Annotated in this window: 27 protein-coding genes; 19 read left to right on the top strand and 8 right to left on the bottom strand. The window is 71.2% G+C overall.

From position 1 onward, the window contains the following. Both BGO22_RS01865 and BGO22_RS01860 read left to right on the top strand, forming a co-directional pair. On the top strand, positions 1 to 1,323 hold a 1,323-nt coding region (locus BGO22_RS01865), incomplete at its 5' end, for an AMP-binding protein (RefSeq protein ID WP_286848527.1). Positions 1,324 to 1,327: 4 nt separating this feature from the next. Next, complete coding sequence (locus tag BGO22_RS01860; protein ID WP_070400688.1) at positions 1,328 to 1,741, top strand: RidA family protein; 414 nt, start codon at positions 1,328 to 1,330, stop codon at positions 1,739 to 1,741. Positions 1,742 to 1,755: 14 nt separating this feature from the next. On the opposite strand, the gene BGO22_RS01855 is transcribed toward BGO22_RS01860, so the two are convergent. The 4 genes from BGO22_RS01855 to BGO22_RS01840 all read right to left on the bottom strand — a co-directional run bounded on the left by BGO22_RS01855 (position 1,756) and on the right by BGO22_RS01840 (position 6,676). Beyond that, a complete protein-coding gene (locus BGO22_RS01855) occupies positions 1,756 to 2,934 on the bottom strand; it encodes a sensor histidine kinase (protein ID WP_286848524.1) in 1,179 nt (392 codons plus the stop codon). A 133-nt stretch (positions 2,935 to 3,067) separates the two neighbouring features. Further along, positions 3,068 to 4,231, bottom strand: a complete 1,164-nt coding sequence (locus BGO22_RS01850) for an ABC transporter substrate-binding protein (protein WP_070400690.1) — start codon at positions 4,229 to 4,231, stop codon at positions 3,068 to 3,070. Positions 4,232 to 4,382: 151 nt separating this feature from the next. Next, complete coding sequence (locus BGO22_RS01845; RefSeq protein WP_286848520.1) at positions 4,383 to 6,524, bottom strand: TonB-dependent receptor family protein; 2,142 nt, start codon at positions 6,522 to 6,524, stop codon at positions 4,383 to 4,385. Then, positions 6,521 to 6,676, bottom strand: a complete 156-nt coding sequence (locus BGO22_RS01840) for a hypothetical protein (RefSeq protein WP_286848517.1) — start codon at positions 6,674 to 6,676, stop codon at positions 6,521 to 6,523. Before BGO22_RS01840 ends, BGO22_RS01845 begins: the two co-directional genes overlap by 4 nt. Positions 6,677 to 6,980: 304 nt before the next feature. On the opposite strand from BGO22_RS01840, the gene thiD reads away from it, so the two are divergent. Next, a complete protein-coding gene (gene thiD, locus BGO22_RS01835; RefSeq protein ID WP_070400692.1) occupies positions 6,981 to 7,787 on the top strand; it encodes a bifunctional hydroxymethylpyrimidine kinase/phosphomethylpyrimidine kinase in 807 nt (268 codons plus the stop codon). An 84-nt stretch (positions 7,788 to 7,871) separates the two neighbouring features. Beyond that, complete coding sequence (locus tag BGO22_RS01830) at positions 7,872 to 8,372, top strand: Dps family protein (protein ID WP_286848515.1); 501 nt, start codon at positions 7,872 to 7,874, stop codon at positions 8,370 to 8,372. On the opposite strand, the gene BGO22_RS01825 is transcribed toward BGO22_RS01830, so the two are convergent. Then, a complete protein-coding gene (locus tag BGO22_RS01825; RefSeq protein ID WP_083293307.1) occupies positions 8,320 to 9,264 on the bottom strand; it encodes a DMT family transporter in 945 nt (314 codons plus the stop codon). The genes BGO22_RS01830 and BGO22_RS01825 overlap by 53 nt on opposite strands. 74 nt (positions 9,265 to 9,338) lie before the next feature. Here BGO22_RS01825 and BGO22_RS01820 point away from each other — a divergent pair, with 74 nt between their 5' ends. The 15 genes from BGO22_RS01820 (at position 9,339) to BGO22_RS01750 (ending at position 23,498) form a co-directional block, all read left to right on the top strand. Next, positions 9,339 to 10,202, top strand: coding sequence for a LysR family transcriptional regulator (locus BGO22_RS01820; protein ID WP_070400695.1), 864 nt, complete (start codon positions 9,339 to 9,341; stop codon positions 10,200 to 10,202). A gap of 64 nt (positions 10,203 to 10,266) precedes the next feature. Then, entirely contained in the window at positions 10,267 to 12,231 is a 1,965-nt protein-coding gene (locus BGO22_RS01815) for a metallophosphoesterase family protein (RefSeq protein WP_286848513.1), read from the top strand. Positions 12,232 to 12,325: 94 nt separating this feature from the next. Further along, positions 12,326 to 12,682: a hypothetical protein gene (locus BGO22_RS01810; protein WP_286848511.1), complete on the top strand. Its 357-nt coding sequence runs from the start codon at positions 12,326 to 12,328 to the stop codon at positions 12,680 to 12,682. Between the two features lie 109 nt (positions 12,683 to 12,791). Continuing rightward, the gene (locus BGO22_RS01805; RefSeq protein ID WP_070400698.1) at positions 12,792 to 13,544 is read left to right on the top strand and encodes a hypothetical protein; all 753 of its coding nucleotides are present in this window, start codon (positions 12,792 to 12,794) and stop codon (positions 13,542 to 13,544) included. A gap of 144 nt (positions 13,545 to 13,688) precedes the next feature. Beyond that, complete coding sequence (locus BGO22_RS01800; protein ID WP_286848510.1) at positions 13,689 to 14,375, top strand: hypothetical protein; 687 nt, start codon at positions 13,689 to 13,691, stop codon at positions 14,373 to 14,375. Between the two features lie 26 nt (positions 14,376 to 14,401). After that, positions 14,402 to 15,031, top strand: coding sequence for a hypothetical protein (locus BGO22_RS01795; RefSeq protein WP_286848509.1), 630 nt, complete (start codon positions 14,402 to 14,404; stop codon positions 15,029 to 15,031). Positions 15,032 to 15,222: 191 nt separating this feature from the next. After that, on the top strand, positions 15,223 to 15,531 hold the full coding sequence (fliE, locus tag BGO22_RS01790) for a flagellar hook-basal body complex protein FliE (RefSeq protein ID WP_116959929.1): 309 nt from the start codon (positions 15,223 to 15,225) through the stop codon (positions 15,529 to 15,531). A gap of 7 nt (positions 15,532 to 15,538) precedes the next feature. Beyond that, entirely contained in the window at positions 15,539 to 16,408 is an 870-nt protein-coding gene (locus tag BGO22_RS01785) for a FliM/FliN family flagellar motor switch protein (protein ID WP_286848507.1), read from the top strand. 2 nt (positions 16,409 to 16,410) lie between these two features. Beyond that, positions 16,411 to 16,806, top strand: coding sequence for a FliM/FliN family flagellar motor switch protein (locus BGO22_RS01780; protein WP_083293308.1), 396 nt, complete (start codon positions 16,411 to 16,413; stop codon positions 16,804 to 16,806). After that, a complete protein-coding gene (fliP, locus tag BGO22_RS01775) occupies positions 16,803 to 17,606 on the top strand; it encodes a flagellar type III secretion system pore protein FliP (protein WP_419880070.1) in 804 nt (267 codons plus the stop codon). Before BGO22_RS01780 ends, fliP begins: the two co-directional genes overlap by 4 nt. A gap of 10 nt (positions 17,607 to 17,616) precedes the next feature. Next, on the top strand, positions 17,617 to 17,886 hold the full coding sequence (gene fliQ, locus BGO22_RS01770) for a flagellar biosynthesis protein FliQ (protein WP_070400704.1): 270 nt from the start codon (positions 17,617 to 17,619) through the stop codon (positions 17,884 to 17,886). A gap of 15 nt (positions 17,887 to 17,901) precedes the next feature. After that, the gene (fliR, locus tag BGO22_RS01765) at positions 17,902 to 18,672 is read left to right on the top strand and encodes a flagellar biosynthetic protein FliR (protein ID WP_286848502.1); all 771 of its coding nucleotides are present in this window, start codon (positions 17,902 to 17,904) and stop codon (positions 18,670 to 18,672) included. A gap of 3 nt (positions 18,673 to 18,675) precedes the next feature. Continuing rightward, on the top strand, positions 18,676 to 19,815 hold the full coding sequence (gene flhB, locus BGO22_RS01760) for a flagellar type III secretion system protein FlhB (protein ID WP_286848501.1): 1,140 nt from the start codon (positions 18,676 to 18,678) through the stop codon (positions 19,813 to 19,815). Continuing rightward, positions 19,812 to 21,899: a flagellar biosynthesis protein FlhA gene (locus BGO22_RS01755; protein ID WP_286848499.1), complete on the top strand. Its 2,088-nt coding sequence runs from the start codon at positions 19,812 to 19,814 to the stop codon at positions 21,897 to 21,899. The genes flhB and BGO22_RS01755 overlap by 4 nt, the downstream gene beginning before the upstream one ends. Positions 21,900 to 21,944: 45 nt before the next feature. Further along, positions 21,945 to 23,498, top strand: a complete 1,554-nt coding sequence (locus BGO22_RS01750) for a methyl-accepting chemotaxis protein (RefSeq protein ID WP_286848497.1) — start codon at positions 21,945 to 21,947, stop codon at positions 23,496 to 23,498. A 75-nt stretch (positions 23,499 to 23,573) separates the two neighbouring features. Here the strand turns inward: BGO22_RS01750 and BGO22_RS01745 are convergent, their stop codons facing one another. The 3 genes from BGO22_RS01745 to BGO22_RS01735 form a co-directional block, all read right to left on the bottom strand. Next, positions 23,574 to 24,572 (bottom strand): hypothetical protein, encoded by a 999-nt coding sequence (locus BGO22_RS01745; protein WP_286848495.1) that lies wholly within the window; start codon positions 24,570 to 24,572, stop codon positions 23,574 to 23,576. Positions 24,573 to 24,695: 123 nt separating this feature from the next. Next, a complete protein-coding gene (locus BGO22_RS01740) occupies positions 24,696 to 25,589 on the bottom strand; it encodes a flagellin N-terminal helical domain-containing protein (protein WP_286848493.1) in 894 nt (297 codons plus the stop codon). A 123-nt stretch (positions 25,590 to 25,712) separates the two neighbouring features. Further along, the gene (locus tag BGO22_RS01735; RefSeq protein WP_286848491.1) at positions 25,713 to 26,774 is read right to left on the bottom strand and encodes a hypothetical protein; all 1,062 of its coding nucleotides are present in this window, start codon (positions 26,772 to 26,774) and stop codon (positions 25,713 to 25,715) included. Between the last annotated feature and the right edge of the window lie 161 nt (positions 26,775 to 26,935).

Genomic DNA, 26,935 nt, shown 5'->3' with positions numbered 1-26,935 from the left:
TCGGTGGCCATGGCGCTGGCCTGGCTGGCCGTGGTGCAGGCCGGGCTGGTGGTGGTCGCCACCATGCCGCTGCTGCGCGCCAAGGAGCTCCAGGGCATCATTCACAAGTCACAGCCCGCGCTGCTGCTGTGCGATGCCGCGCTCACCGGCGAGCTCGAGGCTTGCGGCAGCGCGCTGCCGCTGCTGCGCTTCAACACCGACGCCGCCGACGGCCTGGAAGCGCTGGCCGCGCGCCAGCCCGCTCAGGCCACGCCCTGCCCCACCGCGGGCGAGGACATCGCGCTGCTGGCCTTCACCTCCGGCACCACGGGCGTGCCCAAGGCCGCCGTGCACACGCACCGCGACGTGCTCGCCGCCTGCGAGTGCTGGCCGCGCCACGTGCTGCGCGCCACGCCCGACGACGTGGTGGTGGGCTCACCGCCGCTGGCCTTCACCTTCGGCCTGGGCGGCCTGCTGATCTTCCCGATGTGGGCCGGCTGCTCGGTCTACTTCCCCTCAATCGCCTACACGCCCGAGGCCATGGTCAAGCTCATCGCCGACAAGGGCGCGACCATCTGCTACACCGCGCCCACCTTCTACCGGCAGATGGCGCCCTTCGCGCAGCAGCACGGCATCGGCCGGCTGCGCCTGTGCGTGAGCGCGGGCGAGGGCCTGCCCGATGCCACGCGCCAGCTGTGGAAACAGGCCAGCGGCATCGAGATGCTCGACGGCATCGGCGCCACCGAGATGTTCCACATCTTCATATCGGCCGCGCCCGAGGCCGTGCGGCGCGGTGCCATCGGCACGGTGGTGCCGGGCTACACCGCGCGCATCGTGAACGACGCCGGCCAACCCGCGGCCGATGGCGAGATCGGCCGCCTGGCGGTGATCGGCCCCACCGGCTGCCGCTACCTCGACGAGCCGCGCCAGGCGCAGTACGTGCAAGGTGGCTGGAATTTCCCCGGCGACGCCTTCCAGCGCGACGCGGACGGCTACTACTTCTACCAGGCGCGCACCGACGACATGATCATCACGGCGGGCTACAACGTGGCCGGTCCCGAGGTCGAGTCCTCGCTGCTGGCGCACCCGGCCGTGGCCGAGTGCGGCGTCGTCGGGCGACCCGACGAGGAGCGCGGCCAGGTGATCGTGGCCTACGTGGTGCTCAAGCCCGGGCACGCGGGCGACGCGGCCATGGTCAAGGCGCTGCAGGACCACGCCAAGGCCAGCATGGCGCCCTACAAGTACCCGCGCGAGGTGGTCTTCGTCGAACGGCTGCCCCGCACCGAAACCGGCAAGCTGCAACGCTTCGCCCTTCGTCAAAACGCTTCCCCCGCCAAGGCCTGACACCATGCTGCAACACCTCCACCCCGACGGCTGGACGCCACCCAAGGGCTACGCCAACGGCATCGCCGCGCGCGGCACGCAGATCTTCGTCGGCGGCCAAATCGGCTGGAACAGCCAGCAGCGGTTCGAAAGCGACGACTTCATCGCCCAGACGCGCCAGGCCCTGCAGAACGTGCACGACGTGCTGCGCAGCGGCGGCGCCGGTCCCGAACACATGGTGCGCATGACCTGGTACATCCTCGACCGCGACGAGTACAACGCCCGCCTGCGCGAGCTCGGCGAGGCCTACCGCGCGGTCATGGGCAAGCACTTCCCCGCCATGACCTGCGTGGAGGTGCGCCGGCTGGTCGAGGCGCGCGCCAAGGTGGAGATCGAGGTCACGGCCGTGCTGCCGGACCCGGTGGGCCAGGCCGGCTGAGCCAGGGCCGGGCCTCAGCCCTCGCGGGCGCTGTCCGCCAGGTCGGGGGGCTGCGTGAAGCTCACCCGGCAGCCCTGGCCGGGCGAGGACTCGCAGCGCACGATGCCGCCGTGGCGCTCGATGATGCGGCGCATCAGCGCCAGGCCCACGCCCATGCCCTCGTAGTCGAGCGAGTGGTGCTGGCGCTGGAACAGCGTGAACACCTTGTCGGCCGCGCGCCGATCGAAGCCCACGCCGTTGTCGTTCACGTAGAACACCCGCGTGCCGTCGGCCCCTTCCTGCCAACCCACCTCGATCCGGGGTTCTTGCACCGAGCGCGTGAACTTCAGGGCGTTGTCGAGCACATGCGAGAAGGCCTGCGCCAGCAGCATCGGGTCGCCGCGCACCACCGGCAGGTCCGGGTCGATGCGCCACGCCACACGGGCCGCGTGGGGATGGCGGTTCAAATGCACCAGCAGGCCCTGCACCAGCGGCCCCAGCGGCACGGCCTGCGCCTCCACGCGCACGCGCGACAGGCGGGTGAAATCCAGCAGGGCATCGATCATGCCGCTCATGCCTTCGATGGCCTGCATCGCCGATTGGGTGTACTCCCGCTGCACCGGGTCGTCCACCTTCTCCGCGTGTTCTCGCATCAGCCGCAGGTAGCCCCGGGCGTGGCGCAGCGGCGAACGCAGGTCGTGCGACAGGATCTGCGCGAAGGCGTCCATGTCGCGCAGCGCCAGGCCCTGCGAGCGCGTGCGCGACTCCAGTTGCGCCTGCAGGTTCTCGGCGCGCGTGTAGGGCACCAGCGTCTCGCGGTCCTGCCAGCGAGACAGGTCGAGCACCATGGCGTCGAAGCCCAGGTACAGGCCGCTCGGATCGATCAAGGGCATACCGATGAGCAGGGCCGAGAAGCGCTCACCGGTATGGCGGTACAGGGCCAGCCGCAGTTCGCGCATCTGCCCCGTGTGCCGCAGGCCCTCGACGAACCCGTCCAGTGCCGCCACGCGCTCGTCGTGTTCGGAGATGCCCAGGAAGTGGGCCAGCGGCGTCATCGGATGGGCCTGGCCTTCGAACCACGCGTGTGCCGTGGTATTGGCGCTGTGCACCACGCCGTCGGCGGTGATCAGCAGCAGCGCGCAGGGCAACCGGTCGCCCGGGGGCAGCGGCCATTCGGCCACGGGTAACACGGACAACAAGGGACGGTTCGACACGGCAGGCACTCGCTCGGTGACAACTCGCCCTGGGGCGTGTTTGCCGCATCATGCAACGTTCGGCCAGACGGCACCAGCCCTGCCCCAGAAGGGACACCTGTCAATCCTGACGCCCCTTCCCCTGTCAGAACTGTCAGGTGCGCACGCGGCCGTCGCCGGTGAGCATCGACAGCTCGGAGAAGCGCGAGGCGACGTGGTTGTCGGCGCTCAGCGAGATGCTGAAACCGCCAAAGCTGGTGTCGCCGATGGCTTCGAGCCCGCTCACGAGCGTGCCCGCGCCGACGCGGCCGCCCGCGCGGCGCGCGCCTTCGGCCAGCAGGCGCGCGGCCAGAAAGCCTTCGAGGCTGGAGTAGTTGGGCTGCACCTTGTTGCCGCCGCGCGCGATCGCGTCGAGGAACTCGCGCGTGATGGGGCGCGCGGTGGAGAAGGGGTTGGGCACCACCTGCGAAATGGCCACGCCCGCGCCGTCCTTGCCGAGCGCATCGGCCAGGGCCTGCGTGCCGACGAAGGACACGTTGAAGAAGGTGCCGCCGAAGCCGGCCTTGCGCGCCTCGCGCACGAAGGCCGCGCAGGATGCGTAGGCACTGATCTGCACCACCGCCTGCGGCTTGGCCGCGACGATGGTGGCCACGGCCTGGGCGACGTCGACCGAGTTGCGCTCCACCGTGGCCGTCGCCTTGGGCTTGAGCTGGCGCTGCTGGAGCGCGAGCGTCACACCGTCCAGGCCGGCCTTGCCGTACGAGTCGTTCTGATGGAACACCGCGACATTGTTCAAGCCCAGGCCGGTCAGCTGGCGCACGATGAGCTCGGTCTCGTCGTTGTACGAGGCGCGCAGGTGGAAGGCCAGGCGGTTGAAGGGCTGGCGCAGGCCCATGGCGCCGGTGAAGGGCGCGATGAAAGGCGTGTCGGCCTTGGTGGCCAGCGGCAGCGCCGCCAGGCTCGTGGGCGTGCCGATGTAGCCGAACAACGCGGTGCAGCCACGCGAAAGCAGCTGGCGCGTGTTCTCGGCGCAGCGGTCGGGCTCGTAGCCGTCGTCGAGCTTCACGATCTCGACACGCTGGCCGTTCACGCCGCCTTGCTGGTTGAGGTGATCGAAGTACAGCTGCGCGCCCGCGTTGAACTGGATGCCCAGCTGGGCGGCCGGCCCGCTGAACGCGGCCGACTGGCCCAGCACGATGCGGTTGCTCTGCGCCAGCAGGGCCGGCGCGGCCAGGCTGGCGGCCCCACCGAGGGCGGTGGCGGCAAAGGCGCGGCGGGTCAGGCCAGCGATGGGGACAGGGCGCGGCGGGGAACGCATCGGACGGGCCTCCTGGGCGGTTCGGCCAGCGGGCTGGCAGATACCCTATATCGGTATGCAGACCTCGCGCATGCTACCGATCGTTGGCACGCGAGCGCTCACGCTCACCGGCCCAGGGTGACCGTTGATCGCGCGATGGCGGGGTGTCGGCCTAGAAGCGCCGCGTGAGCTCGACGCCCGCCGACAGCGAGCGCCCCGCGCCCGGCTCGAAGAAGCGGCCATTGCCTTCGTTGACGATGACCGAGCCTGCGTGGCGGCGGTCCGTCAGGTTGTCCAGGCGCAGGAACTGGCGCCAGGTCCAGGGCCCCGTGGATTGTTCGAAGCGCGCGCCCAGCGCGAACAGGGTGTAGGCCTCGGCCGCGTCGGTGTTGAGGTCGTTCACGAACACGCGTCCACTGCGCCGGGCCTCCAGCGTGAACACACCGCCCACGGGCGCGGCCCAGCGCGGCGTCCACGCCAGTTGCGCGAACACCTGTTGCGCCGGCAGGCCCGGCATGCGCCGGCCCGCGGGGATGGGGGTGGGCGGGTTCACGTTGGGGCACAGGGTCGCGGTGCAGGTGAGGAAGCCGTCGCGGTAGCGCGCGCTCATGGCGGTGTAGGCGCCCGTCAGTGCGAACTCGCCCAGGGCCCATTCACCGGCCAGCTCCAGGCCCTGGCGTTCGGTGCGGCCGGCGTTCTGGAAAGTGGAGCGCCCGCCGGTGTTGTTCTGCACCACGATCTCGTCGCGCGTGCGGATGTCGAACAGCGTGGCGTTCCACACGCCGTTGGCGTGGCGCCCACGCAAGCCGATCTCGGCGCTGGTGCTGCGCGCGGCGTTCAGGTCGGTGTTGAGGCCGGCGCCGCCGCCGCTGCGGTAGGCGGCCTCGTTGAGCGTGGGCGTTTCGAGCCCGCGCCCCACGCTGCCGAAGGCCTGCAGGTTCGGTGCGATGCGCCAGCGCGCGCCGACCACGGGCAGTGTGCCGCTGTAGCGCGCGCTGCCGCTGTCGTCGCCATTGCCGAGGAAGCGGTCGCTCGACTCGAAGTGCGTGCGCACACGGCGCACGCCGCCCTCGAGCGTCCAGTCCTCACGCGTCCACGCGGCGCGCAGATACGGGTCCAGCGTGTCGGCGCGGTTGCTCTCGTCGCGGCGCAGGATGCCTTGCACGCCCAGGGTGGTGCCCACGAAGTTGTTGTAGCCACGGCGCGCGTCGCTCTGGCGGTCCATGGCCAGGCCCGCGCTCAGGTCCAGCGCACCGCCCTGCCAATCGGTTTTCAGGCGCCAGCGCGCGTTGAAGCCCCAGTAGTCGCGGTCCAGGTCGATCACCCCGCCCGAGCTGCCCGGCGCGGCCTGCGCGCCGGTGGGAATGGACTGGAACTGCACCACGCGGCGCTGGCCCGCGTAGCCCATGAGCTCGATGCGGTGCCCACCGCCCAGCGACTGGTCCCAGGCCAGGCCGGCCTGCGTCTGCGACACCGACTTGCGCGTGTTGAAGGTGATCGCGCTGGCATCGGTCTGCCCGGGGTCGGCGTCGAACTGCGCGCGCGACAGGCCCAGGGGGTCGTACGAAAAGGCGCTCTGGCGGTTGAACACCAGCGTGGTGCGGCCGCCCTCGTGCGCGCGCGACAGCTTGGCATTGGCCGTGCTGCGCTGCGCGGCCGATTGCGGCCGCTGGCCGTCGGTCTCGAAACGGCCCACGTCGAGCAGATAGGACCAGCCGGGCGAGGCCGCCGTGCCGGTCTGACCCGCCACCTGCGTGGACAGGCGCCAGAGCCCATGGGGCCCGACGGCCAGGCCGGTCCGCCACTCGCCGGGGCGCGTGCCGTCCTGTGTGTAGAGCAGGATGGCGCCGCCGCTGGAGCCGCCGTACAGCGCGGCGAAGGGACCGCGAACCACCTCGATGCGGTCGGCGCTGCCCAGCGGGAAGTTGGCCGCCTGGCCCGATCCGTCGGGCGCGCTGGCGGGGATCCCATCGACGAACAAGCGCACGCCGCGCACGCCGAAGGTGGCGCGCACCCCGTAGCCGCGGATCGACACCTGCAGGTCCTGCGCGTAGTTCTCGCGCTGGCGAATGACCAGCCCCGGCACACGCCCCAGGCCCTCGGACAGGTTGATCTGCAATTGCACGTCGCGCAGCTCGCTGCCATCGATCACGTCCACGCTGGCACTGCCCAGCCAGCGCTGCGCGGCACTGGCGTTGCCCGTGATCACCACGGGCGCGAGCGCACCGCCATCGGGGGCGGGCACCGCCTGGGCCAGCGCGCCACCGCACAAGCAGAGCCAGGCGCCCGGCACGGTTCGACGAAGCGCCCTCATGGCCGCTGCACGCTCGGTGGCATGGCCAGGTACCAGGTGGCCAGGTTGTCGATTTCGGCACCGGTCAGGGGTTGGGCGATCACCGACATGGCGTCGTGCCATCGTTGGCCGCGACGTCGCTCCTGCCGGCCGTGCCATCGGCCTTGAGTCATGTGTCTCCTCGTTGGTGGCACCCGGTCGTGCCGGGCCGAACCATTGTGGGTGTGGTGTCCGCCGCGCCACAAGCGGCGGGGCAATACCCCACCCTCACCTACGCCCGTTGTGTGTCGAAACGGAACACCCTTCACCGCCACGCGCCCGCGGACAGGCCGCGCCAGGCCGGCGATGCGCCCCGGAAGCCGCGGCGCCTCGGGCGAGACCGGGCTGGGGCGCCGTGACGACAGGCGAACCCGAACAGATGGAACAATCGGGCACGCCCGCCGCGGTCCCCTCGGACCCCGGGCAGGAACCTGCGACATGAACCTTCATCCCCCCCGCGTCCTCAGCATCGCCGGCAGCGACTCCGGCGGCGGTGCCGGCATCCAGGCCGACCTCAAGACCATGAGCGCGCTCGGCTGCTTCGGCATGACCGCCATCACCGCCATCACCGCGCAGAACACCCAGGGCGTGCGCGCCATCCAGGCCCTGCCCCCGGCGCTGCTCGAACAGCAGATCGACGCCGTGGTGGAGGACATCGGCGTGGACGCGGTGAAGATCGGCATGCTGCACGACCCCGAGGTGGTGCGCGCCGTGGCGCGCGCCATCGACCGCCACCGCCTGGAGCGCGTGGTGCTCGACCCGGTGATGGTGGCCACCAGCGGCGACCGCCTCATCGCCCAGGAAACCGTGGCCGTGCTGGTGGCCGAGCTGTTTCCGCGCGCCACCGTGATCACGCCCAACCTCGACGAAGCCGGCTGGTTCGTGGGCCATGCCATCCCCGACGCCGACGCCCTGGAAGGCGCCGCGCACGAGCTGCGCGCCATGGGCGCGCGCGGCGTGCTGCTCAAGGGCGGTCACCTGAGCGGCCCGGTGCTCACCGACCTGCTGCTCGACGGCTCGGGCGTCGCGCGCTGGAGCGGCGAGCGCATCGACACACCGAACACCCACGGCACCGGCTGCACCCTGTCCAGCGCCATCGCCTGCGGCCTGGCGCGCGGTGACACCCTGCGCGAGGCCGTGGCCGCCGCGCGCGAGTACGTGCGCGCGGCACTGCGGGCCTCGGCCGGCTGGCGCCTGGGCCACGGCCACGGCCCGCTCGACCACGGCTGGGCCCAGCGGCGCTGAGCCGCGCTTGACCCCGGTCAACGTGGCGACACGCCAGCGGCGATAAGCTACGGCCGTCGATCACCCTTACAGGAGCCCGCATCCATGAGCAAGAAGACCGCCAAACCCGTCATGGCCGTGAACATCGGCATCAGCGAGAAGGACCGCGCCGCCATCGCCAAGGGCCTGAGCCACCTGCTGGCCGACACCTACACGCTGTACCTGACCACGCACAACTTCCACTGGAACGTGACTGGCCCCATGTTCAACAGCCTGCACACCATGTTCATGCAGCAGTACACCGAGCTGTGGAACGCGGTGGACCCGATCGCCGAGCGCATCCGCTCGCTGGGCCATGTGGCGCCCGGCAGCTACGCCGAGTTCGCCAAGCTCAGCTCGCTGCCCGACGCGCCGTCCGCGCCGCCCAAGGCGCTGGAGATGGTGGCCATCCTGGCCAAGGGTCACGAGGGTGCGGCGCGCACCGCGCGGGCCATGTTCGACCTGGTCGACAAGGCCAGCGACGAGCCCACCGCCGACCTGCTGGTGCAGCGCCTCACCGTGCACGAGCAGACCGCGTGGATGCTGCGCGCCCTTCTGGAAGAGTGAGGTCCGTGGCGCCGCCCGCGCCGCCGCGCGCGGGGCGGCTGCCCCACCACAGGGCCAGCGCCATCAGCGCCACGCCCACCAGCTGCCCCGGTGCGAGCCAGCGTCCATAGACCAGGGCGTCGCACACCAGCGTGGCGCCGGGGTAGACAAACTGCAGCAAGGCGGTGCGCGAGGTGGTCAGCCGGGCCATGCCGCCATAGATGAGCACATAGGCCAGCCCCGTGTGCACCACGCCCAGCGCCGCCAGCCAGCCCCAGGCCGGGCCCCAGGCGGGCCAGCCCGCCACCAGCACCCAGGGCCACAAGGCCAGCGCGCCCACGGCGCACTGCCACCAGGCCAGGGCCAGCGGCGGCACCGGCGTGCGCGCGCGCAGCAGCAGGCCCACCACTGTCTGGCCCACCACGGCCACCAGGCACAGGCCCACGCCGGCCATCGACACCGCGGCCCCGACCCCACCCACCAGGCCCGTGGCCAGCGACAGCCCCAGCAGGGCCAGCAGCGCGGCGGCCAGGCGGGCGCGCGGCAAGGGCTCGCCCAGCCACCAGGCGCCGGCCACCATCAGGCACAGCGGCTGCACGTGAAAGACCACCGTGGCCAGACCCACCGACAGGCGCTGGATGGCCGCGAAGAACACCACCCAGCTCAGCACCACCAGGCCGGCGGCGAGCGCCACGCGCCCCACCGTGCCGGCCGGCAGGCGCCACAGCGGCGCCCGCCGCGCGGCCCAGGCCCACAGCGTGAGCGCCAGCAGCCCGAAGGCGCAGCGGAACCAGGCGGCCGAGGCCGGGTCACTGCCCGACTCCAGCAGGAACACGCCCAGCGTGCCCAGGATGAGGCCGCCCGCGGCCATGCGCCAGGCGGCCAAGCGTTCCGTGTGTTCAGGGGCGTCCATGCCCGCACTGTGGGCTCCAGACAATTTTTCGAGAAGCGGATAATTCGCATGACTTTCATTCGATAACCAGATTCATGCGCGCCGACGACCTGCAGATCGACTGGCTCAAGTGTTTCGTCGCCGTGGTCGACGCGGGCTCACTATCGGCCGCCGCGCCCGAGGTGAGCCGCTCGCAGTCGGCGGTGAGCATGCAACTGCAGAAACTGGAGCGCGCGGTGGGCCGGCCGCTGCTGCTGCGCGGACCGCGCCGGCTCGAGCTCACGCCCGATGGCCAGGCCCTGCTGGGTTACGCGCGCCGCCTGCTCGACCTGCACGCCGAGGCCCGCGCCGCCCTGCGCCCCGACACCCTGATGGGCCGCGTGCACCTGGGTGTGCCGGACGACTACGCCGCGCGCTACCTCACCCCCGTGCTCAAGCGCTTCGCCGCGCGGCACGCGGCGGTGGAGATCGAACTCGATTGCGAGCAATCGACCCGGCTGATCCCGCGCGTGGCCCGCGGCGAACTGGACCTTGCCCTGGTCTCGCGCGACCACGCGCAGCGCGGCAGCCTGCTGTTCCACGAACCGCTGGTGTGGGTGGGCTCTCCGCAGTTCGACGTCTGGCGCCGCGACCCCCTGCCAATCGCGGTGTACGAGGACAGCAGCCTGGCGCGCAAGCACGCCCTGACCACGCTGTCGCTGCAGGGTCGCCGGCACCGGGTCGTGTACCACAGCTCCAGCCTGGCGGGCCAGATCGCGGCGGTGGAGAGCGGCCTGGCGGTGGCCGTGCTCACGCAGTGCAGCGCGCCACCGCACCTGCAGGTGCTGGGCCCCGAACACGGGCTCGGGCCGCTCGCGCCCATGGCCGTGGCGGCCTACCGCAGCCGCGCCTCGCGCGGCTCGCCCGCGGTGGACGCGCTGCACCGCGTGCTGGTGCAAACGCTGCGGCAGGCGGCGTGAGCCGGCGCCTCTGCCGCTGGCGCGCCGCGGCCGGCTTCACACAGGCCCGCCACAATGTCCGAGCATGACCGAGGCTTCACCCGATTCCCTGCCGCCCGTGCTCGCGGGACCCGTGCTGCGCCGCGTGCAGGCGCGGCGCATCGCCTGGTGGCTGGCCTGCAGCCAAGCCCCCGCGCGCGTGCGCCTCATCCTCCTGCCGGAGGATGGCCCCCCCACCACCCACAGCCCCGCCGTGCACACCCTGCGCGCCGGCAAGCGCCTGGCGATCCTGCTGGTCGATCTCGAACTCGACGCCGATCTGGTGCCCGGCGCCTGGACCGGCTACCGCTTTGAGTTCGGCCACGCCGACGGCACCTGGACCGCGCTCGACGACCCCGCCCTCAGCTACCCCGGCCGCGACACCCCGGGCCTGCGCTTCGCGCCCGAGGTGCGCGCGCTGCTGCATGGCTCCTGTCGCAAGCCGCACCACGCGGGCGGCGGCGACGGCCTGGCGCGCGCCGACGCGCACCTCGAGCAACTGCTGGACGGGGCGATCAGCGAGACCACGCCGTGGCCCTCCGCCCTGGTGCTCAGCGGCGACCAGGTCTATTGCGACGACGTGGCCGGCCCCATGCTGCGCGCCATCCACGGTCTCATGCGGCGCCTGGGCCTGCGCGAAGAGGCCATCGCCGGCGCCGAGGGCAGCGAGGTGCGCTGCACCAGCGACCTGCTTGCCCACCCCGACACCTACTACCGGCGCGAGCGGCTGCTGCCCCGAACGCCCAAGAGCGAGCGGCTGATCGACCTGGTGTTCGAGGGCGTGAAGAAGCCCATCTTCACCACCGACAACGCGCACAACCACCTCATCACCCTGGGCGAGGTGCTGGCCATGTACCTGCTGGCCTGGTCGCCCCTGCCCTGGCAGGGCCTGGACCTGTCGCCACCGCCCGGACTGGACGAAGAGAACGCCGAACGCTACGCGAGCGAATCGCGCGCCATCGCGGGTTTCCAGCAAGGCCTGGCCGCCGCACGGCGCGCGCTCGCCCACCTGCCCGTGGCCATGGTCTTCGACGACCACGACGTCACCGACGACTGGAACCTCAGCCGCGAGTGGGAGGACGTCGCCTACGGCCACCCGTTCTCGCGCCGCGTCATCGGCAATGCGCTCGTCGCCTATCTGCTCAACCAGGCCTGGGGCAACCGGCCCGAGGCCTTCGACGGCGACACGCTCCTGCAGCAGACGCAGGCCGCGCTCGACGAGCCCGGCGGTGGGGCGCACGAGGCGCTCATCGAGCGCTTGCTGCACTGGCGCGACTGGCACTACGTGTGGCCCACCACGCCGCCGCTGATGGTGCTGGACAGCCGCACCCACCGCTGGCGGTCCGAGGTCTCGCCGCGCCGGCCCTCGGGTCTGATGGACTGGGAAGCCCTCACCGATCTGCAGCAGGCCCTGCGCGGCCACCCCGCCGTGCTGCTGGTGGCCTCGGCCCCCATCTTCGGCGTCAAGCTCATCGAAACGGTGCAACGGGTCTTCAGCTTCTTCGGCCACCCGCTGCTGGTGGACGCCGAGAACTGGATGTCGCACCCCGGCGCGGCCAGCGCCATGCTCAACATCTTCCGCCACCCGAAGACGCCCCAGACCTTCGTGGTGCTGTCGGGCGACGTGCACTACTCCTTCGTCTACGACGTGCAACTGCGCCCGCGCGGGCGGCGCCAGACCATGGACCACCCGGGCCCGCACATCTGGCAGATCTGCAGCAGCGGCTTGCGCAACAGCTTCCCCGATGGCCTGCTCGACAAGCTCGACCACCTCAACCGCTGGTTGTTCTCGCCGCGCTCGCCACTCAACCGCTTCACGCGGCGCCGGCACATGAAGGTCACGCCGCGCAAGCCAGAGGGCACACCACACGGCCGGCGCCTGCTCAATGGCAGCGGCATCGGCCTGGTGTGCTTCGACGAACACGGTGCGCCGGTGCGCATCCGCCAACTGCTCTGCGACGGCCGCGACGTGGATTTCGTGCCGCGCGAAGCGGAGGCGCGCGAGGACTGATCCCCCGCGGGCGCCCCTCCGCCGATCCGCCCGGCGCGCCCCGTGATCCCCTTCACGGGACACCGACCGCCCACTGCGCTAAGGTCGATGGGCCATGGAAAACGCTTTCGAGAAGCTCGTCGCCGTCTGCGAGCGCATGCGCCACCTGACCGGCACGCTGGAGACCATCCGCAACCTGCTGATGGCCGACGTGATGACCAGCAGCGGCGATACCCGCGCCGCCATGGGCGACACCCAGGAAACCGCGCGCGGCCTGTTCATCCACGCCATGGGCCTGCGCCAGCGCGCCGGCACCGACCTCGAGGGCACGGTGCAGCTCATCGCCGCCGACACCGACCCCCAGCACGCCGCCCAACGCCAGGAATGGCTGCAGCTCTGCCGCGACCTCGCGGGCACGCTGCAGGGCATCGATGGCGTGCTCACCGAGCTCGAACAACACTTCCGCCGTTGAACCGTGCACCATTCGCCGTTTTGGTGAATAATGATTTGCATGTGCACATATCCGCGAATTACAAATTCGGCCGGCGTCGCCGCGCGTGCGCGCCGCCCGGGAGGCGGTCATGCACGATGAATGGAAGGAGCCGGCCCGCGCGCTGGCCTGGGCCGTGGAGCAGCTGCGCCCACCCCGCGTGCCGCTGGAACGCCTCTCCATGCACCTCAGCACCCGCCCGCACGACGCCAGCGGCGAGGTGGTCCAGGGGCGCGGCATGCCCGACACCGAGGCGCCGCGCGGGGAGCGCCAGGGCGTGCTGCGCCTGTACGCCGAGGCCGTGCTCTTCCTGGTGGTCGAGCTGCGCGCCGAGCCGTCGCGGCGCCTGCCCGGCCGGGTCCAGCTCTCGCTGCCCGACCTGGACGCGCGCGGCGCCGCGGTCCTGGGCAACGCCGCCTGGGTGGTGGCGCGCCGCGCCGTCGCCCACCACGGCCAGCTGTGCGGCACAGTGGTGCCCGCCACCGGCGAAGCCGATGGCGATGCCCGCCCGCTGGAGCCCGGCGGCCCCACCATCCGGCTCGACCTGCAGCGCCTGCTGGCCTTCGAGGAACTGGGCGCGCGCATCGAACGCGCCGCCACCGAGGGCGATCCGCAGGAGCTGCATTGGCGCTACGAGCGCAGCCGCCTGCAGGACGTGTTCCGCCGCTACCCCTGCCCGCCCGAACTGTTCGAGCAGTTGTGGACCGCCTACCGCAGCTTCGTGGACGGCCTGGGCCCGGTCGCCAGCTTCGAGCAGTTCTACACCGCCCGCATGTGCGCCGGCGGCTTCCTCGAGATGCGCGCCAACAGCGCCTTCGGCCTGCTCGAGCCCCTGCGCGCCTGAGGCCGGTGCGCCGCGCCGCTCGTCCGCCAGCGGCCTGGCCGCGGCGTCGGCGCTCACTAACTCACTTTGTTGAAAGTAAACTCCGCGAAGTGGGAAGTCCACAAGACCCGAGCCGCCCGGGGCCACACCCCGGCAAGACGAGACATGAACGCAACCGCCTTCAAGCGACCCCTGGTCGATCTGTCCCGGCCACGCGCCCAGCGGCCCATGATGGGGCTGGACATCGAGGAATGGCGCGGCGAGAACAACCTGTCTAAGCACGACGCGCAGTACGCGCTGGGGTTCCGCAACTCCAACCACTACAACAAGATGTGCGCCCTGCCCCTGCTGCCCGAGGCGCTGGAGCTGCTCATCCGCCTGTACGAGGAAATCCCGCGCGAGCGGGGCTGGGCGCGCTACTCCATCAAGGAACTGTTCCACCTCATGTACGACCCGGCGCTGGCGCCCTTTCTTGGCACCGAGCTGGAAACCTGGGCGCGCGTGGACCTGGGCACACGCTTCGCCAAGATCTTCGGCCGCTCTTCGGCGCGCCAGTACCAGTGGCTGTCCGACGACCGCCGCCGCAACGACACCGACCTGCCCGCCTACGCCGTGATCGAGTGCATCCTGAGCAAGCTCAAGCAGGTGGACGATCCGCGCGAGGTGCTCGAGCGCGTGGCGAAGAAGGTCTGGGCCCTGCGCGGCGTGGACCTCGACACCGAATTCCGCATCCCCACGCCTGAGCACCCGCCCACGCGCGAGAAGACCGGACGCAAACCCGGTGTGAAATCGAAGAAGGCCGCCGCCCCGGCGGCCTCCGCCGCGCGCCAGGCCGCGGCCCGCCGGGCCTGAGCGCCCCCACGACAACGGAGACGCGCATGGTGGCCAAGCAACGCGACATGGTGCAGCTGTCCTTCCTGGCCCACACGCGCGACGTGCCCGAGCGCATCCGCCTGCGAGACTGCGGCCTGGGCTTCGCGGGCCAAAGCACCGAACGCTCGGCCGGACTCATCACCGGGGTCTACGGCGCCAGCGCCAAGCAGGCGGCGCTGGTGGCCGCCGCGCGCTGGACGCAGGAGCACCAGCGCGCGGCCGGACTCAACCGCGTGCTCATGGTCGACCTGAACTACCGCGTGGACAACTTCCACCTCACGCGCGAACAGGCGCGCCGCGACACGGTGCAGGAGACCGGCTGGATCCATTTCGACCGCATCGGCGCCGCGCTGCGCGACGAGCTGCGCGACCAGTGGGTGGAGTGGATCGTGCGCGACACCGGCACGCGCCGCGCCGCCGTGGCCGACGACTCCCTGGTCGATCTGGCGCTGAAGTTCCCCGACTGCGTGGCCAAGACCTTCCAGCACGAGAAGGCCGTGCGCTGCATCGTGCACCCGGTCAACCCGGCCATCGACCCTTCGATCGTGCTCTGGGCCGCCACCCTGCGCTACGACAAGAAGCGCTTCGAGGACGCGAGCGTGCGCTTCTTGCCGCACGTCCAGATCCAGCTCTGAGCCCGCGCCGGGCGTCGGCGCCGCGCCGCACGGCCGTCGCCGTCAGGCGCCTGCGTCCCACCGTTCATCCCACCGGCACCGCTGGCGCGTGGCCGTTCGCTTGACGCGTCATCCGTCCATATTACGATTCGCGACAATACATTTCCACAAATCACAAATAAACCTTCCAGGGGCCCCACTTGAACCCGTCGATGCTCTCCTCCATTCAGGCCAGCCTGCAGCAGATGCAGGCCGCGCAGGCCCAACTCGCCGAGGTGCTGCCGTCGGGCGCCGCCCAGGGGCCGTCCTTCACCCAGCACGTGGGCGGCCTGCTGCGCGCCGCGGACGACAAGGGCCACGCCGCGCAGGCCGCCGTCGGTGCGGTGGAGAGCGGCCGCAGCGACGACCTGGTCGGCGCCATGCTCAAGAGCCAGGAAGCCAGCCTCAACTTCAACATGATGATGCAGGTGCGCAACAAGGTCGTCGGCGCCTTCGACGAGCTCATGAAGCTGCCGATCTGAGCGCCGCATGGGCCACGTCTCGCACATCCTCCCACCGGCCGCGGGCGCGCGCCTGTCCGCGCTCGACCCCTGCGAACTCGGCCGTCCCATCCACGCCCTCGACTCGCTGTTCCAGCTCACCCAGCAGGACCTGGACCACGGCCTGGCCACCGCCTTCCCCGGTCGCGTGGGCGCACCGGTGCGCCTGGGCGGCGTGTCGCACGGCCGGTCCACCCCCATCGAAACGCCGCTGCGCTGGGCCAGCTACCACAGCCACCTGGGCCGCAGCGCCTTCGCCATCGAACGCTCCGCCCTCACCGCCCTGCTGGCGCGCCGCTACGGCTCCAGCGACTGGGCGCTCGGCGCGCGCTGCGTGCCGGCGCTGGAGACCGCCACCGAGCAGCGCCTGGCCGCCCAGCTCGGCCAGGTGCTCACCGAAGCGCTGGTGCACCGCATCGGCGGCGGGTCCGCGGCCGAGGGCGATCCCTCCCCGCGGCTCGAACAGAACCTGTCCAGCGCGCGCTGCCCCATCAGCGGGCCGGTGATGTTCCTGTGGGCGCAGGTGCTCGCGGGCGCCGAGCCCCTGGGCCTGGTGGTGTTCGCCCTCGACAGCGACACCCTGGCCGCCGCGCTGCGCCAGCTCGCCCCCGCGCGCCGCCAGGGCGCGGCCCGCCCGGCCGACAGCGCCGCCCTGCGCCGTGCGCTGCCGCTGCGCCTGGACGTGCGCCTCGCGCAGAAGACCTTGCCCCTGGGCGAGCTGCTCGGCCTGCGGCCCGGCGACGTGCTCCCCATCCCGCTGGAAAGTGCCACCGTGCGCATCCAGGACAAGCCCGTGCTCAAGGCCCTGGTGGTCGAGCACAAGGGCCGCCTGTGCCTGACCCAACTGCAGGAAGTCTGACCATGTCCATTGATTCCCCCGCCCTCGACGCCCTGAGCGCCGCGCCCGGCGGCGACGACGCCTTCGCCGCCGTGATGCAGGAGATGGCCAGCGCCGGCCAGGCCGAGACGGCGCCACCCGCGCCGGCAGCGGCGGCGGCCCTGGGCCTGGGGCGGCTCATGCGCCGCATCCCCGTCACGCTCACGCTGGAACTCGGCTCGGCCGAGGTCTCGCTGGAAGACGTGGCCCAGCTGCGCCCCGACAGCGTGGTCGAGCTCGACGTGCTCGCCGGCGAACCGCTCACCATGAAGATCAACGGTGTGGCCATCGGCAAGGCCGAGGTGGTGGTCAGCGGCGAGAACTACGGCCTCAAGGTCCTCGAAGTGAGCGGCCTGGACCTGGACAGCTTCGCGCCATGAGCCCCATCGCCCGCCCGCGCGGCGCGGCGCGGCTGGCGCTCGCCGCCGGCAGCGCCGCACTCGCTTTCGCCGCCCTCGCCTGGCCCGAGGGCGCGCTGGCGCAGGCGGCGAACACGGCGGGCGGCGGCCTGCAGGTTTTCAGCAGCACCACCCACGGCAACACCACCGACTACACCGTCCGCACGCAGATCCTGATCGTCATGACCCTGCTGGGCCTGCTGCCCGCCATGGTCCTGATGATGACCAGCTTCACGCGCTTCATCATCGTGCTCTCACTGCTGCGCCAGGCCCTGGGCCTGCAGCAGGGCCTGCCGGCGCGCGTGCTCACCGGCATCGCGCTCATCCTCACCCTGCTGGTGATGCGCCCCGTGGGCGAGCGCATCTGGACGGAGGCCATGCTGCCTTACGACCAGGGCAGCATCGGCCTGCAGGAAGCGCTGCACCGGGCCGAGGCGCCGCTCTCGCGCTTCATGCTCGCGCAGACCAGCCAGGCCTCGTTGCAGCAGATCGCCACGCTCTCGGGGGCGCCCGAGGTAAGCGACCCGGCCCAACACCCCTTCACCGTCAAGCTCGCCGCCTTCGTGCTGAGCGAGCTCAAGACGGCGTTCATGATCGGCTGCATGCTCTTCATCCCCTTCCTGGTCGTCGACCTGGTGGTGTCCTCGGTGCTGATGGCCATGGGCATGATGATGCTGTCGCCGCTGGTGATCTCGCTGCCGCTCAAGCTGCTGCTCTTCGTGCTGGTGGACGGCTGGACCCTCACCGTGAACACGCTGGTGACCAGCGTGCGCGCGATCTAGGGGCGATGCGATGACACCCGAGATCGCCGTCGAACTGGTGGCCGAGTGCCTGAAGCTGGTGGTGCTGATCGTCACCGTGCTGATCACGCCCAGCCTGGTCGTGGGCGTGCTGGTGAGCCTGTTCCAGGCCGCCACGCAGATCAACGAACAGACCCTGAGCTTCCTGCCCCGCCTGCTGGTCACGCTGGCGGCCATCATCGTCATGGGCACCTGGCTCACCAGCAAGCTCATGGACTACGCGCGCGCCATCTTCGAGCGCGCGGCTCAGCTGGCGCTCTGAGTCCGGGCGCCGCGCATGGAACCCGTCTTCGGCCAACTGCTCGCCACGCTCATGGCGCTGTGGTGGCCCTTCGTCCGGGTGCTGGCCGTCCTCAGCTTCATGCCCGTGATCGGCGACAACCTGGTGCCCGTCACCGTGCGCGTGCTGCTGGCGCTGGCGCTGGCCGTGGTGCTGTTGCCGGTGGCCGCGCCGCCGCAGCCGGTCTCGCCGTTCTCGCTGCTGGGCATCGTCACCACCGTCGAACAGGTGGCCATCGGCCTGATCATCGGCCTCGGCTTCCAGATGGTCATGGCCGTGTTCGGGCTGCTGGGCTACATGGCCTCCAGCCAGATGGGCCTGGCCATTGCGCAGATGAACGATCCCATGAGCGGCGCCTCCTCCGACGTGGTGAGCGGGCTCATCTACGTGCTCACCATCCTGATCTTCTTCGCCGTCGACGGCCACCTGGTCTTCAACGGCGTCGTGGGCGCCAGCTTTCGCGCCTGGCCGGTGGGCGCGGGCATCCCCGCGCAGGCCCTGGCGGTGCTGCCGCTGCAGGTGGGCTGGGTGTTCTCGGCTGCGCTGCTGCTCGCGCTGCCGGTGATTTTCTCGGCCCTGGTGGTGCAGATCGGCTTCGGCTTCCTCAACCGCGTGGCGCCCACCTTCAATCTGTTCTCCCTGGGCTTTTCGCTCATCATCGTCTTCGGCCTGTTCGTGCTCGCGGGCATGCTGCGGCTCATTCCCCAGCAATACGTCCAGCTCACCACCCGGGTGCTGGAAATGCTGGAACAGCTCATGCGAGGCTGAACGGTGTCCCAGGACCAGACCGGCGACAAGACGGAAGCGGCCACGCCGCAGAAGCTGCGCAAGGCGCGCGAGCAGGGGCAGGTCGCGCGCTCCAAGGACTTGGCCACCGCCGTGGGCCTGGTGGTCTGCCTGCAGGCCATCGTGCTGCTGGCGCCGGGCTACCTGGCCGATTTCCGCCGCCTGTTCGCGCTCGGCTTCGTGGTGGCCGATGGCGACGGCGCGCTCGACAACCTGTTCTCGCACGCCTTCGTTCCGGTGATGCTGCTGCTGGCCAAGATGCTGCTGCCGCTGTTCATCATCCCGCTGTGCGTGCTGATCGCCTCGCTGTTTCCCGGCGGCTGGGTGCTGAGCGCCCAGAACCTGATGCCCAAGCTGGAGCGGCTCAATCCCTTGAGCTACTTCCAGCGCATCACCAAGCCCAAGCACCTGGCCGACTTCGCCACCACCGCGCTCAAGGCCTTCACGCTGTTCGGCGTGCTGTACTGGGTCATGAGCGGCAGCCTCGGCGGTTTCCTTCGCCTGAGCGCGCTGCCGCTGGGCGAGGCCTTGCCGCAGGCCTTCTCACTGGCGCAGGCGGCCGTGTTCTCGCTGGTGGCGGTGTTCGTGCTCTACGCGCTCATCGACGTGCCCGTGCAGCGCCTGGTCTATCTGCGCGAGCAGCGCATGAGCAAGCGCGACATCAAGGAAGAACACAAGACCACCGAGGGCCGGCCCGAGGTGAAACAGCGCATCCGCCAGATCCAGCAGCAGATCGCGCGCCGCGGCGTGCGCAAGACCGTTCCCACGGCCGACGTGGTAATCGTCAACCCCGAGCACTACGCCGTCGCCATCAAGTACGACACCCACAAGGCCGACGCGCCCTACGTGGTGGCCAAGGGCCTGGACGAAATGGCGCTGTACATCCGCCGCATCGCCGAGGAGGCGGGCGTCGAGGTGCTGCGCCTGCCGCCGCTGGCGCGCGCCGTGTACCACACCAGCCAGGTGCGCCAGCAGATCCCCGCCGCGCTGTACCAGGCGGTGGCCGTGGTGCTGCGCCACGTTCTCGCCCTCAAGGCGTTCCGCCAGGGCCAGCGCCGCAGCGAACCCCACCTGCCCCATGACCTCGACGTGCCCGCCCACCTGAGCGGCGACGGACCGACATGAACCCCATGAACACCCTGTTCAACGACCTGAAACAGCTGCGCGTGGCCGCGCCGCTGCTGCTCATGGCCCTGCTGGCCATGATCATCCTGCCGCTGCCGCCGCTGCTGCTGGACGTGCTGTTCACCTTCAACATCGTGCTCGCGATGATTGTTCTGCTGGTGGCCGTGAACGTGCGCCGCCCGCTGGACTTCTCGCTCTTCCCCACGGTCATCCTGGGCGCCACGCTGCTGCGCCTGATGCTCAACGTGGCCTCCACGCGCGTGGTGCTGCTGCGCGGCCACGAAGGCACCGACGCCGCCGGTTCGGTGATCGAGGCCTTCGGCCACGTCGTCATCGGCGGCAACTTCGTCGTCGGCATCGTGGTGTTCGTCATCCTGATGATCATCAACTTCCTGGTGGTCACCAAGGGCGCCGAGCGCATCTCCGAGGTGTCGGCGCGCTTCACGCTGGACGCCCTGCCCGGCAAGCAGATGGCGATCGACGCCGACCTCAACGCCGGCCTCATCAACCAGGAGGGCGCGCAGACCCGCCGCAAGGAAGTGTCGGCCGAGGCGGACTTCTATGGCGCCATGGACGGGGCCTCCAAGTTCGTCAAGGGCGATGCCATCGCCGGCATCCTGATCCTCATCCTCAACATGGTTGGCGGCGTGCTCATCGGCGCGCTCATGCACGGCCTGAGCCTGGGCGAGTCCTTCAAGCTCTATGCGCTGCTCACCATCGGCGATGGGCTGGCCGCGCAGATCCCGGCGCTGCTGCTGTCGGCCGCGGCCGCCATCATCGTCACGCGCGTCAGCGACGCGGGCGACATCGAGAAGCAGGTGGGCCAACAGCTGCTGGCCTCGCCCAACGTGCTGTATGGCGTGGCCGGCCTGCTCCTGGTGCTGGGCCTGGTGCCCGGTATGCCGACGCTGATGTTCCTGGCCTTCTCGGGCGTGCTGGGCTACGTGGCCTGGCGGCTCGGCCAGCGCCAGGCCGTGGCGCCACCGCCCAAGCCCGATGCGCTGCAGGCCGCGCTGGTCACCGAGGCCGCGCCCGACATCGACTGGAAGAGCCTGCCCGTGGTGGACCCGCTGGCCGTGGCCGTGGGCTACAAGCTGGTGGGTCTGGTGGACCCCTCGCAGGGCGCGGCGCTGACCAAGCGCCTGAAGGGCGTGCGCCAGACGCTCAGCGAGTCACTGGGCATCGTGCTGCCGCCCATCCGCACGCGCGACGAGCTGGGCCTCAAACCGACGCACTACCAGGTGCTGCTGCACGGCAGCGTGATGGCCTCGGCGGAGGTCTTTCCCGAGCGGCTCATGGCCATTCCCTCGCCCCAGGTCTATGGCGAGATCGACGGCATCCCCGGCGCCGATCCCTCGTTCCAGATGCCCGTGGTGTGGATCGAGGCGGCGCACAAGGCGCACGCCCTGGGCATGGGCTACCAGGTGGTGGACGTGCCCACCGTCGTCGCCACGCATGTGACCAAGCTGATCCGCGACAACCTGCCCGAGCTGTTCCAGCATGAGGACGTGCCCGCCCTGCTGGAGCGCTGCGCCGCGCAGGCCCCCAAGCTCGCGGCCGCGCTGGAGAAGGCCTACAGCCCCAGCCTGCTGCTCAGGGTGCTGCGCACCCTGTTGCAGGAGGGCGTGTCGCTCAAGGACATCGTTCCCCTGGCCACCACGCTGCTGGAGAACGCCGAACTCACCAAAGACCCGATCCTGCTCGCCGCCGAGGCCCGCCTGACCCTGCGCCGCCAGATCGTGGCCCAGGCCTGCGGCCAGACCGGCGAGGTCAAGGCCTTCAGCCTGGGCAGCCCCCTGGAGGACCTGCTGATGCGCGCGCTGAGCCAGGCCACGCAGGGCGGCAAGGCGGCGCTGGACAACTTCCCCATCGAGCCCAACCTGCTCACCCAGCTGCAATCGCACCTGCCGCTGGCGCGCGAGCAGATGAAGCAGATGGCCGCGGCCCCGGTGCTGATGGTGCTGCCGCAGTTGCGCCCCGTGATGGCGCGCTACGCGCGGCTGTTCGCGCCCGGCCTCCACGTCCTTTCATACAACGAAATGCCCGACAGCCGAAGCGTGGTGGTCGTGGGCTCAATTGGTTGAGCCCGCAACCGATATACATCTTTCTCAACCCGAAACCGGATTTCCATGTTCAAGAACATCAACATCGGCCCCCGCCTCACGATCGGCTTCGCCACCGTGCTGGCTCTGCTGGTCGGCACCACCGTGCTGGCCTGGGTGGGTCTCAACTCCGCCCTGCGCGCCACCGAGGACATTGTCTCGGTGCAGCAGCGCCTCAACCTGACCACGGAATGGGCCGCGCAGACCACCTTGAACGTGAACCGCGTGATGGCGCAGGCCATGTCGCGCAACGACCCGCGCGTGGTCCAGCACTTCGAACCCCTAATGGCCCAGTCGTCCAAGGACGTCGCCGAGCTGCAGAAGGGGCTGGAGGAGCGCATCACCAGCGAACAGGGCAAGGCGCTGCTCGCCGCCATCAATGAGAAGCGCAACGCCTACCTGGCGGTGCGCAAGCGCTTTTTCGACGCGCTGCAGATGGAGGACTACGCCGGCGCGCAGGACATCCTGGACAAGGAGCTGCCGCCCGCCGTCGAGGCCTACAGCGCCGAGCAGCAGAAGATGATCAGCGGCCAGCGCGCGCTGATGGAGCAGACCGCCACCAGCTCGCGCGCCGCGGTCACGCGCCAGATCACGCTGCTGGCTGCCCTGGCGGTGTGCGCCGTCGCGCTGGCCGCCTTCGTGGCCTGGGCCATCACGCGCTCGGTCACCGAGCCGCTGAAGGAGGCCCTGAGCGCCACCGACGCCGTGGCCGAAGGCGACCTGACCCGCGAAGTGCGGGTGGACCGCCAGGACGAACTCGGCCGCCTGCTCGGCGGGCTCTCGCGCATGCGCGAATCGCTGGTGAAGACCGTGGGCCAGGTGCGCGCCGCCACCGACAGCATCAACACCGCGTCGGCCGAGATCGCCTCGGGCAACCAGGACCTATCGAGCCGCACCGAGCAGACCGCCAGCAACCTGCAGGAGACCGCGGCCAGCATGGAGCAGCTCACCAGCACCGTGCGCCAGAGCGCCGACGCCGCGCGCCAGGCCAACCAGCTCGCCAGCACGGCCGCCGAAATCGCCCAGCGCGGCGGCAGCGTGGTGACCGAGGTGGTGAGCACCATGGACGAAATCAACCAGGCTTCGCGCAAGATCAACGACATCATCGGCGTCATCGACGGCATCGCTTTCCAGACCAACATCCTGGCCCTCAACGCCGCCGTGGAAGCGGCGCGCGCGGGCGAACAGGGCCGCGGCTTCGCGGTGGTGGCCGGCGAGGTGCGCAACCTCGCGCAGCGCAGCGCCGAGGCGGCGAAAGAGATCAAGGCCCTGATCGGCGCCAGCGTGGACAAGGTGGAGGCCGGCAGCCAGCTCGTGGCCAACGCGGGCGACACCATGCAGCAGATCATGGGCTCGGTGCAGCGCGTGACGGACATCATCGGCGAGATCTCGGCCGCCGCCGGTGAGCAAAGCGACGGCATCGGCCAGGTCAACACCGCCGTCAGCCACCTGGACCAGATGACGCAGCAGAACGCCGCGCTGGTGGAACAGAGCACCGCCGCCGCGCAAAGCCTGCGCGACCAGGCCACGCGGCTGGCGGAGGTGGTGCAGGTGTTTCGCCTGCGCAGCCCGGCGGCCTGAGCGGGCGCGGCCGCACCCGGCGGGGGGCGGCCTTTCGCGCGGGCCAGCGGATGGGTGGCAACCCGCGCCCGGGGCTCAGGCCGGGCCGGGCGGCGACGCCGCCGGCTCCATGCCCACCGGCCAGATCTGCATCAGCGCCGTGGTGAATTCGGCCCCCACCTGCAGCAGCGCCGAGGACACCGGCCCCGGCCGGTAGCCCATGCCGCTGGCGGGCACCGCCGTCAGTGGCGCGCCCAGCTGCACCACGGCCGGCGCCGCGCCCGCGCGGCCCATGGCCGCCACGATGTCGGGCAGCACCACGCGCAGCAGCTCCAGGTGCTCGGGCTGGCGCGGCAATACCGCCAGGGCCAGGCGCGACTGGCGCCAGCACAACTGCAGCAGCACCTGCCCGCCACCCGGCAGGCCCAGTTCCAGTTCCAGGCCGGCTTCGGTCTGCGGCGGGTGCGCGGCCAGCGCCGCCTCGCGCGCCCAGGGACGGCGCGCGGCCACGCGCAGCGCCACCGCCAGGCTGCCCAGCGAGTACAGGTGGAACACCCAGTGCGGCACCGGCTCGGACGCCGCGCGCAGGGCCACGCCCTCGCCCGGCGGCGCCGCCGGGGGCAGGCGCGCGGGGCCTTCCATCAGGGCCAGGCTGCGCAGGCCCAGTTCCATGTGGCGCGAGGACAGGATGGCGCGCCACGCCGCCGCGAGTTCGGCGGCGGACGGCAACCGCCACTGGTGCAGGCGCTGCGCGGCCTGGTCCGGGCGCATCGCGGCCACGTCCTCCGGCTGCGCGGCGGTGTCCGCGCGCGCCGGCACCGGCGGGCGCAGCACCCACTCCAGTTCCAGCGCGGGCTCGGTGGCGCGCACCTGCATCCAGAGCATGTCGCCCAGTCGCAGGTGGCGCGACCAGCCTGCGCCATCGGCCAGGCGCCAGCGGCGGCCCTGGTCCTCGCTCAGCAGCACGCCGTCGCCGTCGTGCCCGTCGAAGCGCATGCGCAGGCGCTGGCCCACCTCGGGTGGTGCCGGGCGCACGGGCGCTTCCGGCGCGCGGGCGCTGAGGGCGGGGGCGGCGTGGACGCGCTCGAGGTTCATGGGTCAGGCCAGGCAAGGAACGGCCGACGCCGCTCCACGGACTCGGAGGGGTGAAGACAAAAGGCCAGCCGGGTCGCGGCTGGCCTTGCTGTGCGAAGGCCGCGGAGGCGGCCCCTGCGGCGCTTACTGCACCAGCGACATGACCAGCTGCGACATGCTGCTGCTGGAGCGCAGCATCGAGGTGCTGGCCTGCATGAGCATCTGGTTCTTGGTCATGTTGGCGGTCTCGCTGGCGTAGTCCACGTCCATGATGCGGCCCTTGGACTGCTCGGTCTGCATGCGCATGTTGCCGAGGTTGTTGAAGACGCTTTCCAGGCGGTTGCTGGCGGCGCCCATCTGGGCGCGCAGCGCGCCGATGGTGTCCAGCGAGTCACCAATGGTGTCGATGATGGTGTTGGCGGCGGCCGAGGTGGCGATTTCGGTGCCCGGGGCGGCCGGGTCGGCGCCGGCGGCATAGGAAGCGGCCAGGCCGTCGAGGGCCGTGGTCAGGTCGCCCAGCGCCGTGGACACGTCGACTTCCATCGTCTCGCCCGTCGAGGCGCCGATCTGGAAGGTCACGGCGGCGGACAGCTTGCCGCCCGTGCCGTCGGTGGTGGTGCCGCTGGAGAAGGAGCGCTCGCCGGCGAAAGCCGTGTTCTTGATGATGTTGCCCAGTTCCTCGCCGAGCTGGTCGTATTCGGCCTGCAGGGCGTCGCGGTCTTCCTGGGTGGAGCTGCCGTTGGCGGCTGCGGTGGCCAGGTCCTTCATGCGCGTCAGGATGTTGCTCATCTCTTTCAGGCCGCCTTCGGCGGTCTGCATCATCGAGATGCCGTTCTGCGTGTTGCGCATGGCCACGGTGATGCCGCGCGCCTGCGCGTTCATGCGGGTGGCGATCTGCAGGCCGGCGGCGTCGTCCATCGCCGAGTTGATGCGGTAGCCGGTGCCCAGACGGGTCAGCGAATTGCTCAGGGACTTCTGGACGCCGCCGAGGGCGTTCTGGGTGCTCAGCGAAGCGGCGTTGGTGTGCAGACTCAGCATGGTGGATTTCTCCTGTGGGCTGTTGGTCGGGTCCGTCGGGTATCGACGTCCTCCCCCCTACTGAGCGACCACCGCGCGGGGAACCTTAAGCGCGAAACCGAAAATTCTTAGCGCGCCGCGCGCTCAGCCCAGCAGCGAACGCACGCGCTCGCGGCTGATGCCCGCCACCGTCGGGGCCACGGCCTCGAAGCGCGCGTAGCCGGCCTCGGCCAGGCGCCGCGCGAAGCCGTCGGCCAGGGCGCGCGCGCGCTCGGGTGTGGTGGCCGCGGCGCCGCCGACCGGGGCCAGGCCCTGCTGCTGTTCGACCAGCAGGGCCTGCGCGCGCTGCTGCGCGCCGGCCACGGCGGCGATGCCCGCGGTCACGCGGCCCAGGGCCTCGCGCAGCGCGGCAGGCTCGGCGCCCGGTGCCTCGAACACGGCCTCGCCCAGCGCCGGGGGCAGCACCGGTGTGCGCACGGGCTGGGCCTGGCCATCGGGAAAGCGGCGGCCTTCGCCCTTGATGAGGATGCGGTCCTGAAAGCGCGGCCACTCGGCCTCGGGCACGCTGAACACGGGCTCGCCCGCGCCGTCGGCGCGCACGCGGATGCCCACGGGCGCCAGCGCCTGGTCGAGCCGGCGCAGGTTGGCCGAGACCGGCAGTTCGGGGTCGACGGTGGCGGTGAGCGGTGCGGGCGCGTTGCCCGTGACCACGGTGAGCACCTCGCGCGCGCCCGCGCTGAGCGCGGCGCGGGACAGGCCCCGCACGCGGAAGTCCTGGCGCGCATGGCCGGGCTCGCCGACGCGCAGTTGCGCGTCGAGCGCGCCGGCGGTGGCGCGCTCGCGCTGTGACCAGCCGGCCTTCAGGCCGGCGCGCAGGACGTCGGCGGCGGCCGCGCTGGCGCCGGGCTGGGCCGGGTCGGCACCGAGCTGGGCCGCGTAGTGCTGGCGCAGGGCCTGCAGGCCCTGCTGCAGGCGGTCGAGAAAGACACCCGCCAATTGCGCGCCCGCCACGCCGCTCTGGCGCGTGGGGTCGAAGTCCTTGAGCCCGCGCGTGAGCGGCGCGCGGGGTGCCGGCGAGCCACCCGGCGCCAGGCGGTCGTCGGCCGGGCCCGCCGCCGCGCGGGGCGCGGCGCCCGGGCCAACGCCCCGGGTGTCGGGGTCGAGGCGGTGGGCTGGCGCGCCCGGCAGGGAGGGAGCGATCTGCATGCGGCTGGTGTCGTCCCGCTCAGATCACGTCGAACAGGGAGAACGCCGTGATCTTGGCGTAGGCCTTCTGCGTGGCCTGCAGCGAGGTGTTGTAGGCCTGCAGCTTCACGGTGGCGTCGCCGTAGTCGAGCTGGCCGAGCGTGAGCGCGGCCTGGCGGTTG

Origin of the sequence: Hydrogenophaga sp. 70-12 (genome assembly GCF_001897365.1) — a bacterium.
GTDB classification, from domain to species: Bacteria; Pseudomonadota; Gammaproteobacteria; order Burkholderiales; family Burkholderiaceae_C; genus Hydrogenophaga; species Hydrogenophaga borbori.
This window is presented reverse-complemented; position numbering and strand designations above follow the sequence as displayed.

What these genes read in the sequence shown, in the direction of transcription:
- BGO22_RS01860 (WP_070400688.1), top strand. Translation starts at nt 1,328, where the DNA reads ATGCTGCAACACCTCCACCCCGACGGCTGGACGCCACCCAAGGGCTAC.
- BGO22_RS01850 (WP_070400690.1), bottom strand. Translation starts at nt 4,231, where the DNA reads ATGCGTTCCCCGCCGCGCCCTGTCCCCATCGCTGGCCTGACCCGCCGC.
- BGO22_RS01845 (WP_286848520.1), bottom strand. Translation starts at nt 6,524, where the DNA reads ATGAGGGCGCTTCGTCGAACCGTGCCGGGCGCCTGGCTCTGCTTGTGC.
- BGO22_RS01840 (WP_286848517.1), bottom strand. Translation starts at nt 6,676, where the DNA reads ATGACTCAAGGCCGATGGCACGGCCGGCAGGAGCGACGTCGCGGCCAA.
- thiD (WP_070400692.1), top strand. Translation starts at nt 6,981, where the DNA reads ATGAACCTTCATCCCCCCCGCGTCCTCAGCATCGCCGGCAGCGACTCC.
- BGO22_RS01830 (WP_286848515.1), top strand. Translation starts at nt 7,872, where the DNA reads ATGAGCAAGAAGACCGCCAAACCCGTCATGGCCGTGAACATCGGCATC.
- BGO22_RS01825 (WP_083293307.1), bottom strand. Translation starts at nt 9,264, where the DNA reads ATGGACGCCCCTGAACACACGGAACGCTTGGCCGCCTGGCGCATGGCC.
- BGO22_RS01820 (WP_070400695.1), top strand. Translation starts at nt 9,339, where the DNA reads ATGCGCGCCGACGACCTGCAGATCGACTGGCTCAAGTGTTTCGTCGCC.
- BGO22_RS01815 (WP_286848513.1), top strand. Translation starts at nt 10,267, where the DNA reads ATGACCGAGGCTTCACCCGATTCCCTGCCGCCCGTGCTCGCGGGACCC.
- BGO22_RS01810 (WP_286848511.1), top strand. Translation starts at nt 12,326, where the DNA reads ATGGAAAACGCTTTCGAGAAGCTCGTCGCCGTCTGCGAGCGCATGCGC.
- BGO22_RS01805 (WP_070400698.1), top strand. Translation starts at nt 12,792, where the DNA reads ATGCACGATGAATGGAAGGAGCCGGCCCGCGCGCTGGCCTGGGCCGTG.
- BGO22_RS01800 (WP_286848510.1), top strand. Translation starts at nt 13,689, where the DNA reads ATGAACGCAACCGCCTTCAAGCGACCCCTGGTCGATCTGTCCCGGCCA.
- BGO22_RS01795 (WP_286848509.1), top strand. Translation starts at nt 14,402, where the DNA reads ATGGTGGCCAAGCAACGCGACATGGTGCAGCTGTCCTTCCTGGCCCAC.
- fliE (WP_116959929.1), top strand. Translation starts at nt 15,223, where the DNA reads ATGCTCTCCTCCATTCAGGCCAGCCTGCAGCAGATGCAGGCCGCGCAG.
- BGO22_RS01785 (WP_286848507.1), top strand. Translation starts at nt 15,539, where the DNA reads ATGGGCCACGTCTCGCACATCCTCCCACCGGCCGCGGGCGCGCGCCTG.
- BGO22_RS01780 (WP_083293308.1), top strand. Translation starts at nt 16,411, where the DNA reads ATGTCCATTGATTCCCCCGCCCTCGACGCCCTGAGCGCCGCGCCCGGC.
- fliP (WP_419880070.1), top strand. Translation starts at nt 16,803, where the DNA reads ATGAGCCCCATCGCCCGCCCGCGCGGCGCGGCGCGGCTGGCGCTCGCC.
- fliQ (WP_070400704.1), top strand. Translation starts at nt 17,617, where the DNA reads ATGACACCCGAGATCGCCGTCGAACTGGTGGCCGAGTGCCTGAAGCTG.
- fliR (WP_286848502.1), top strand. Translation starts at nt 17,902, where the DNA reads ATGGAACCCGTCTTCGGCCAACTGCTCGCCACGCTCATGGCGCTGTGG.
- BGO22_RS01755 (WP_286848499.1), top strand. Translation starts at nt 19,812, where the DNA reads ATGAACCCCATGAACACCCTGTTCAACGACCTGAAACAGCTGCGCGTG.
- BGO22_RS01750 (WP_286848497.1), top strand. Translation starts at nt 21,945, where the DNA reads ATGTTCAAGAACATCAACATCGGCCCCCGCCTCACGATCGGCTTCGCC.
- BGO22_RS01745 (WP_286848495.1), bottom strand. Translation starts at nt 24,572, where the DNA reads ATGAACCTCGAGCGCGTCCACGCCGCCCCCGCCCTCAGCGCCCGCGCG.
- BGO22_RS01740 (WP_286848493.1), bottom strand. Translation starts at nt 25,589, where the DNA reads ATGCTGAGTCTGCACACCAACGCCGCTTCGCTGAGCACCCAGAACGCC.
- BGO22_RS01735 (WP_286848491.1), bottom strand. Translation starts at nt 26,774, where the DNA reads ATGCAGATCGCTCCCTCCCTGCCGGGCGCGCCAGCCCACCGCCTCGAC.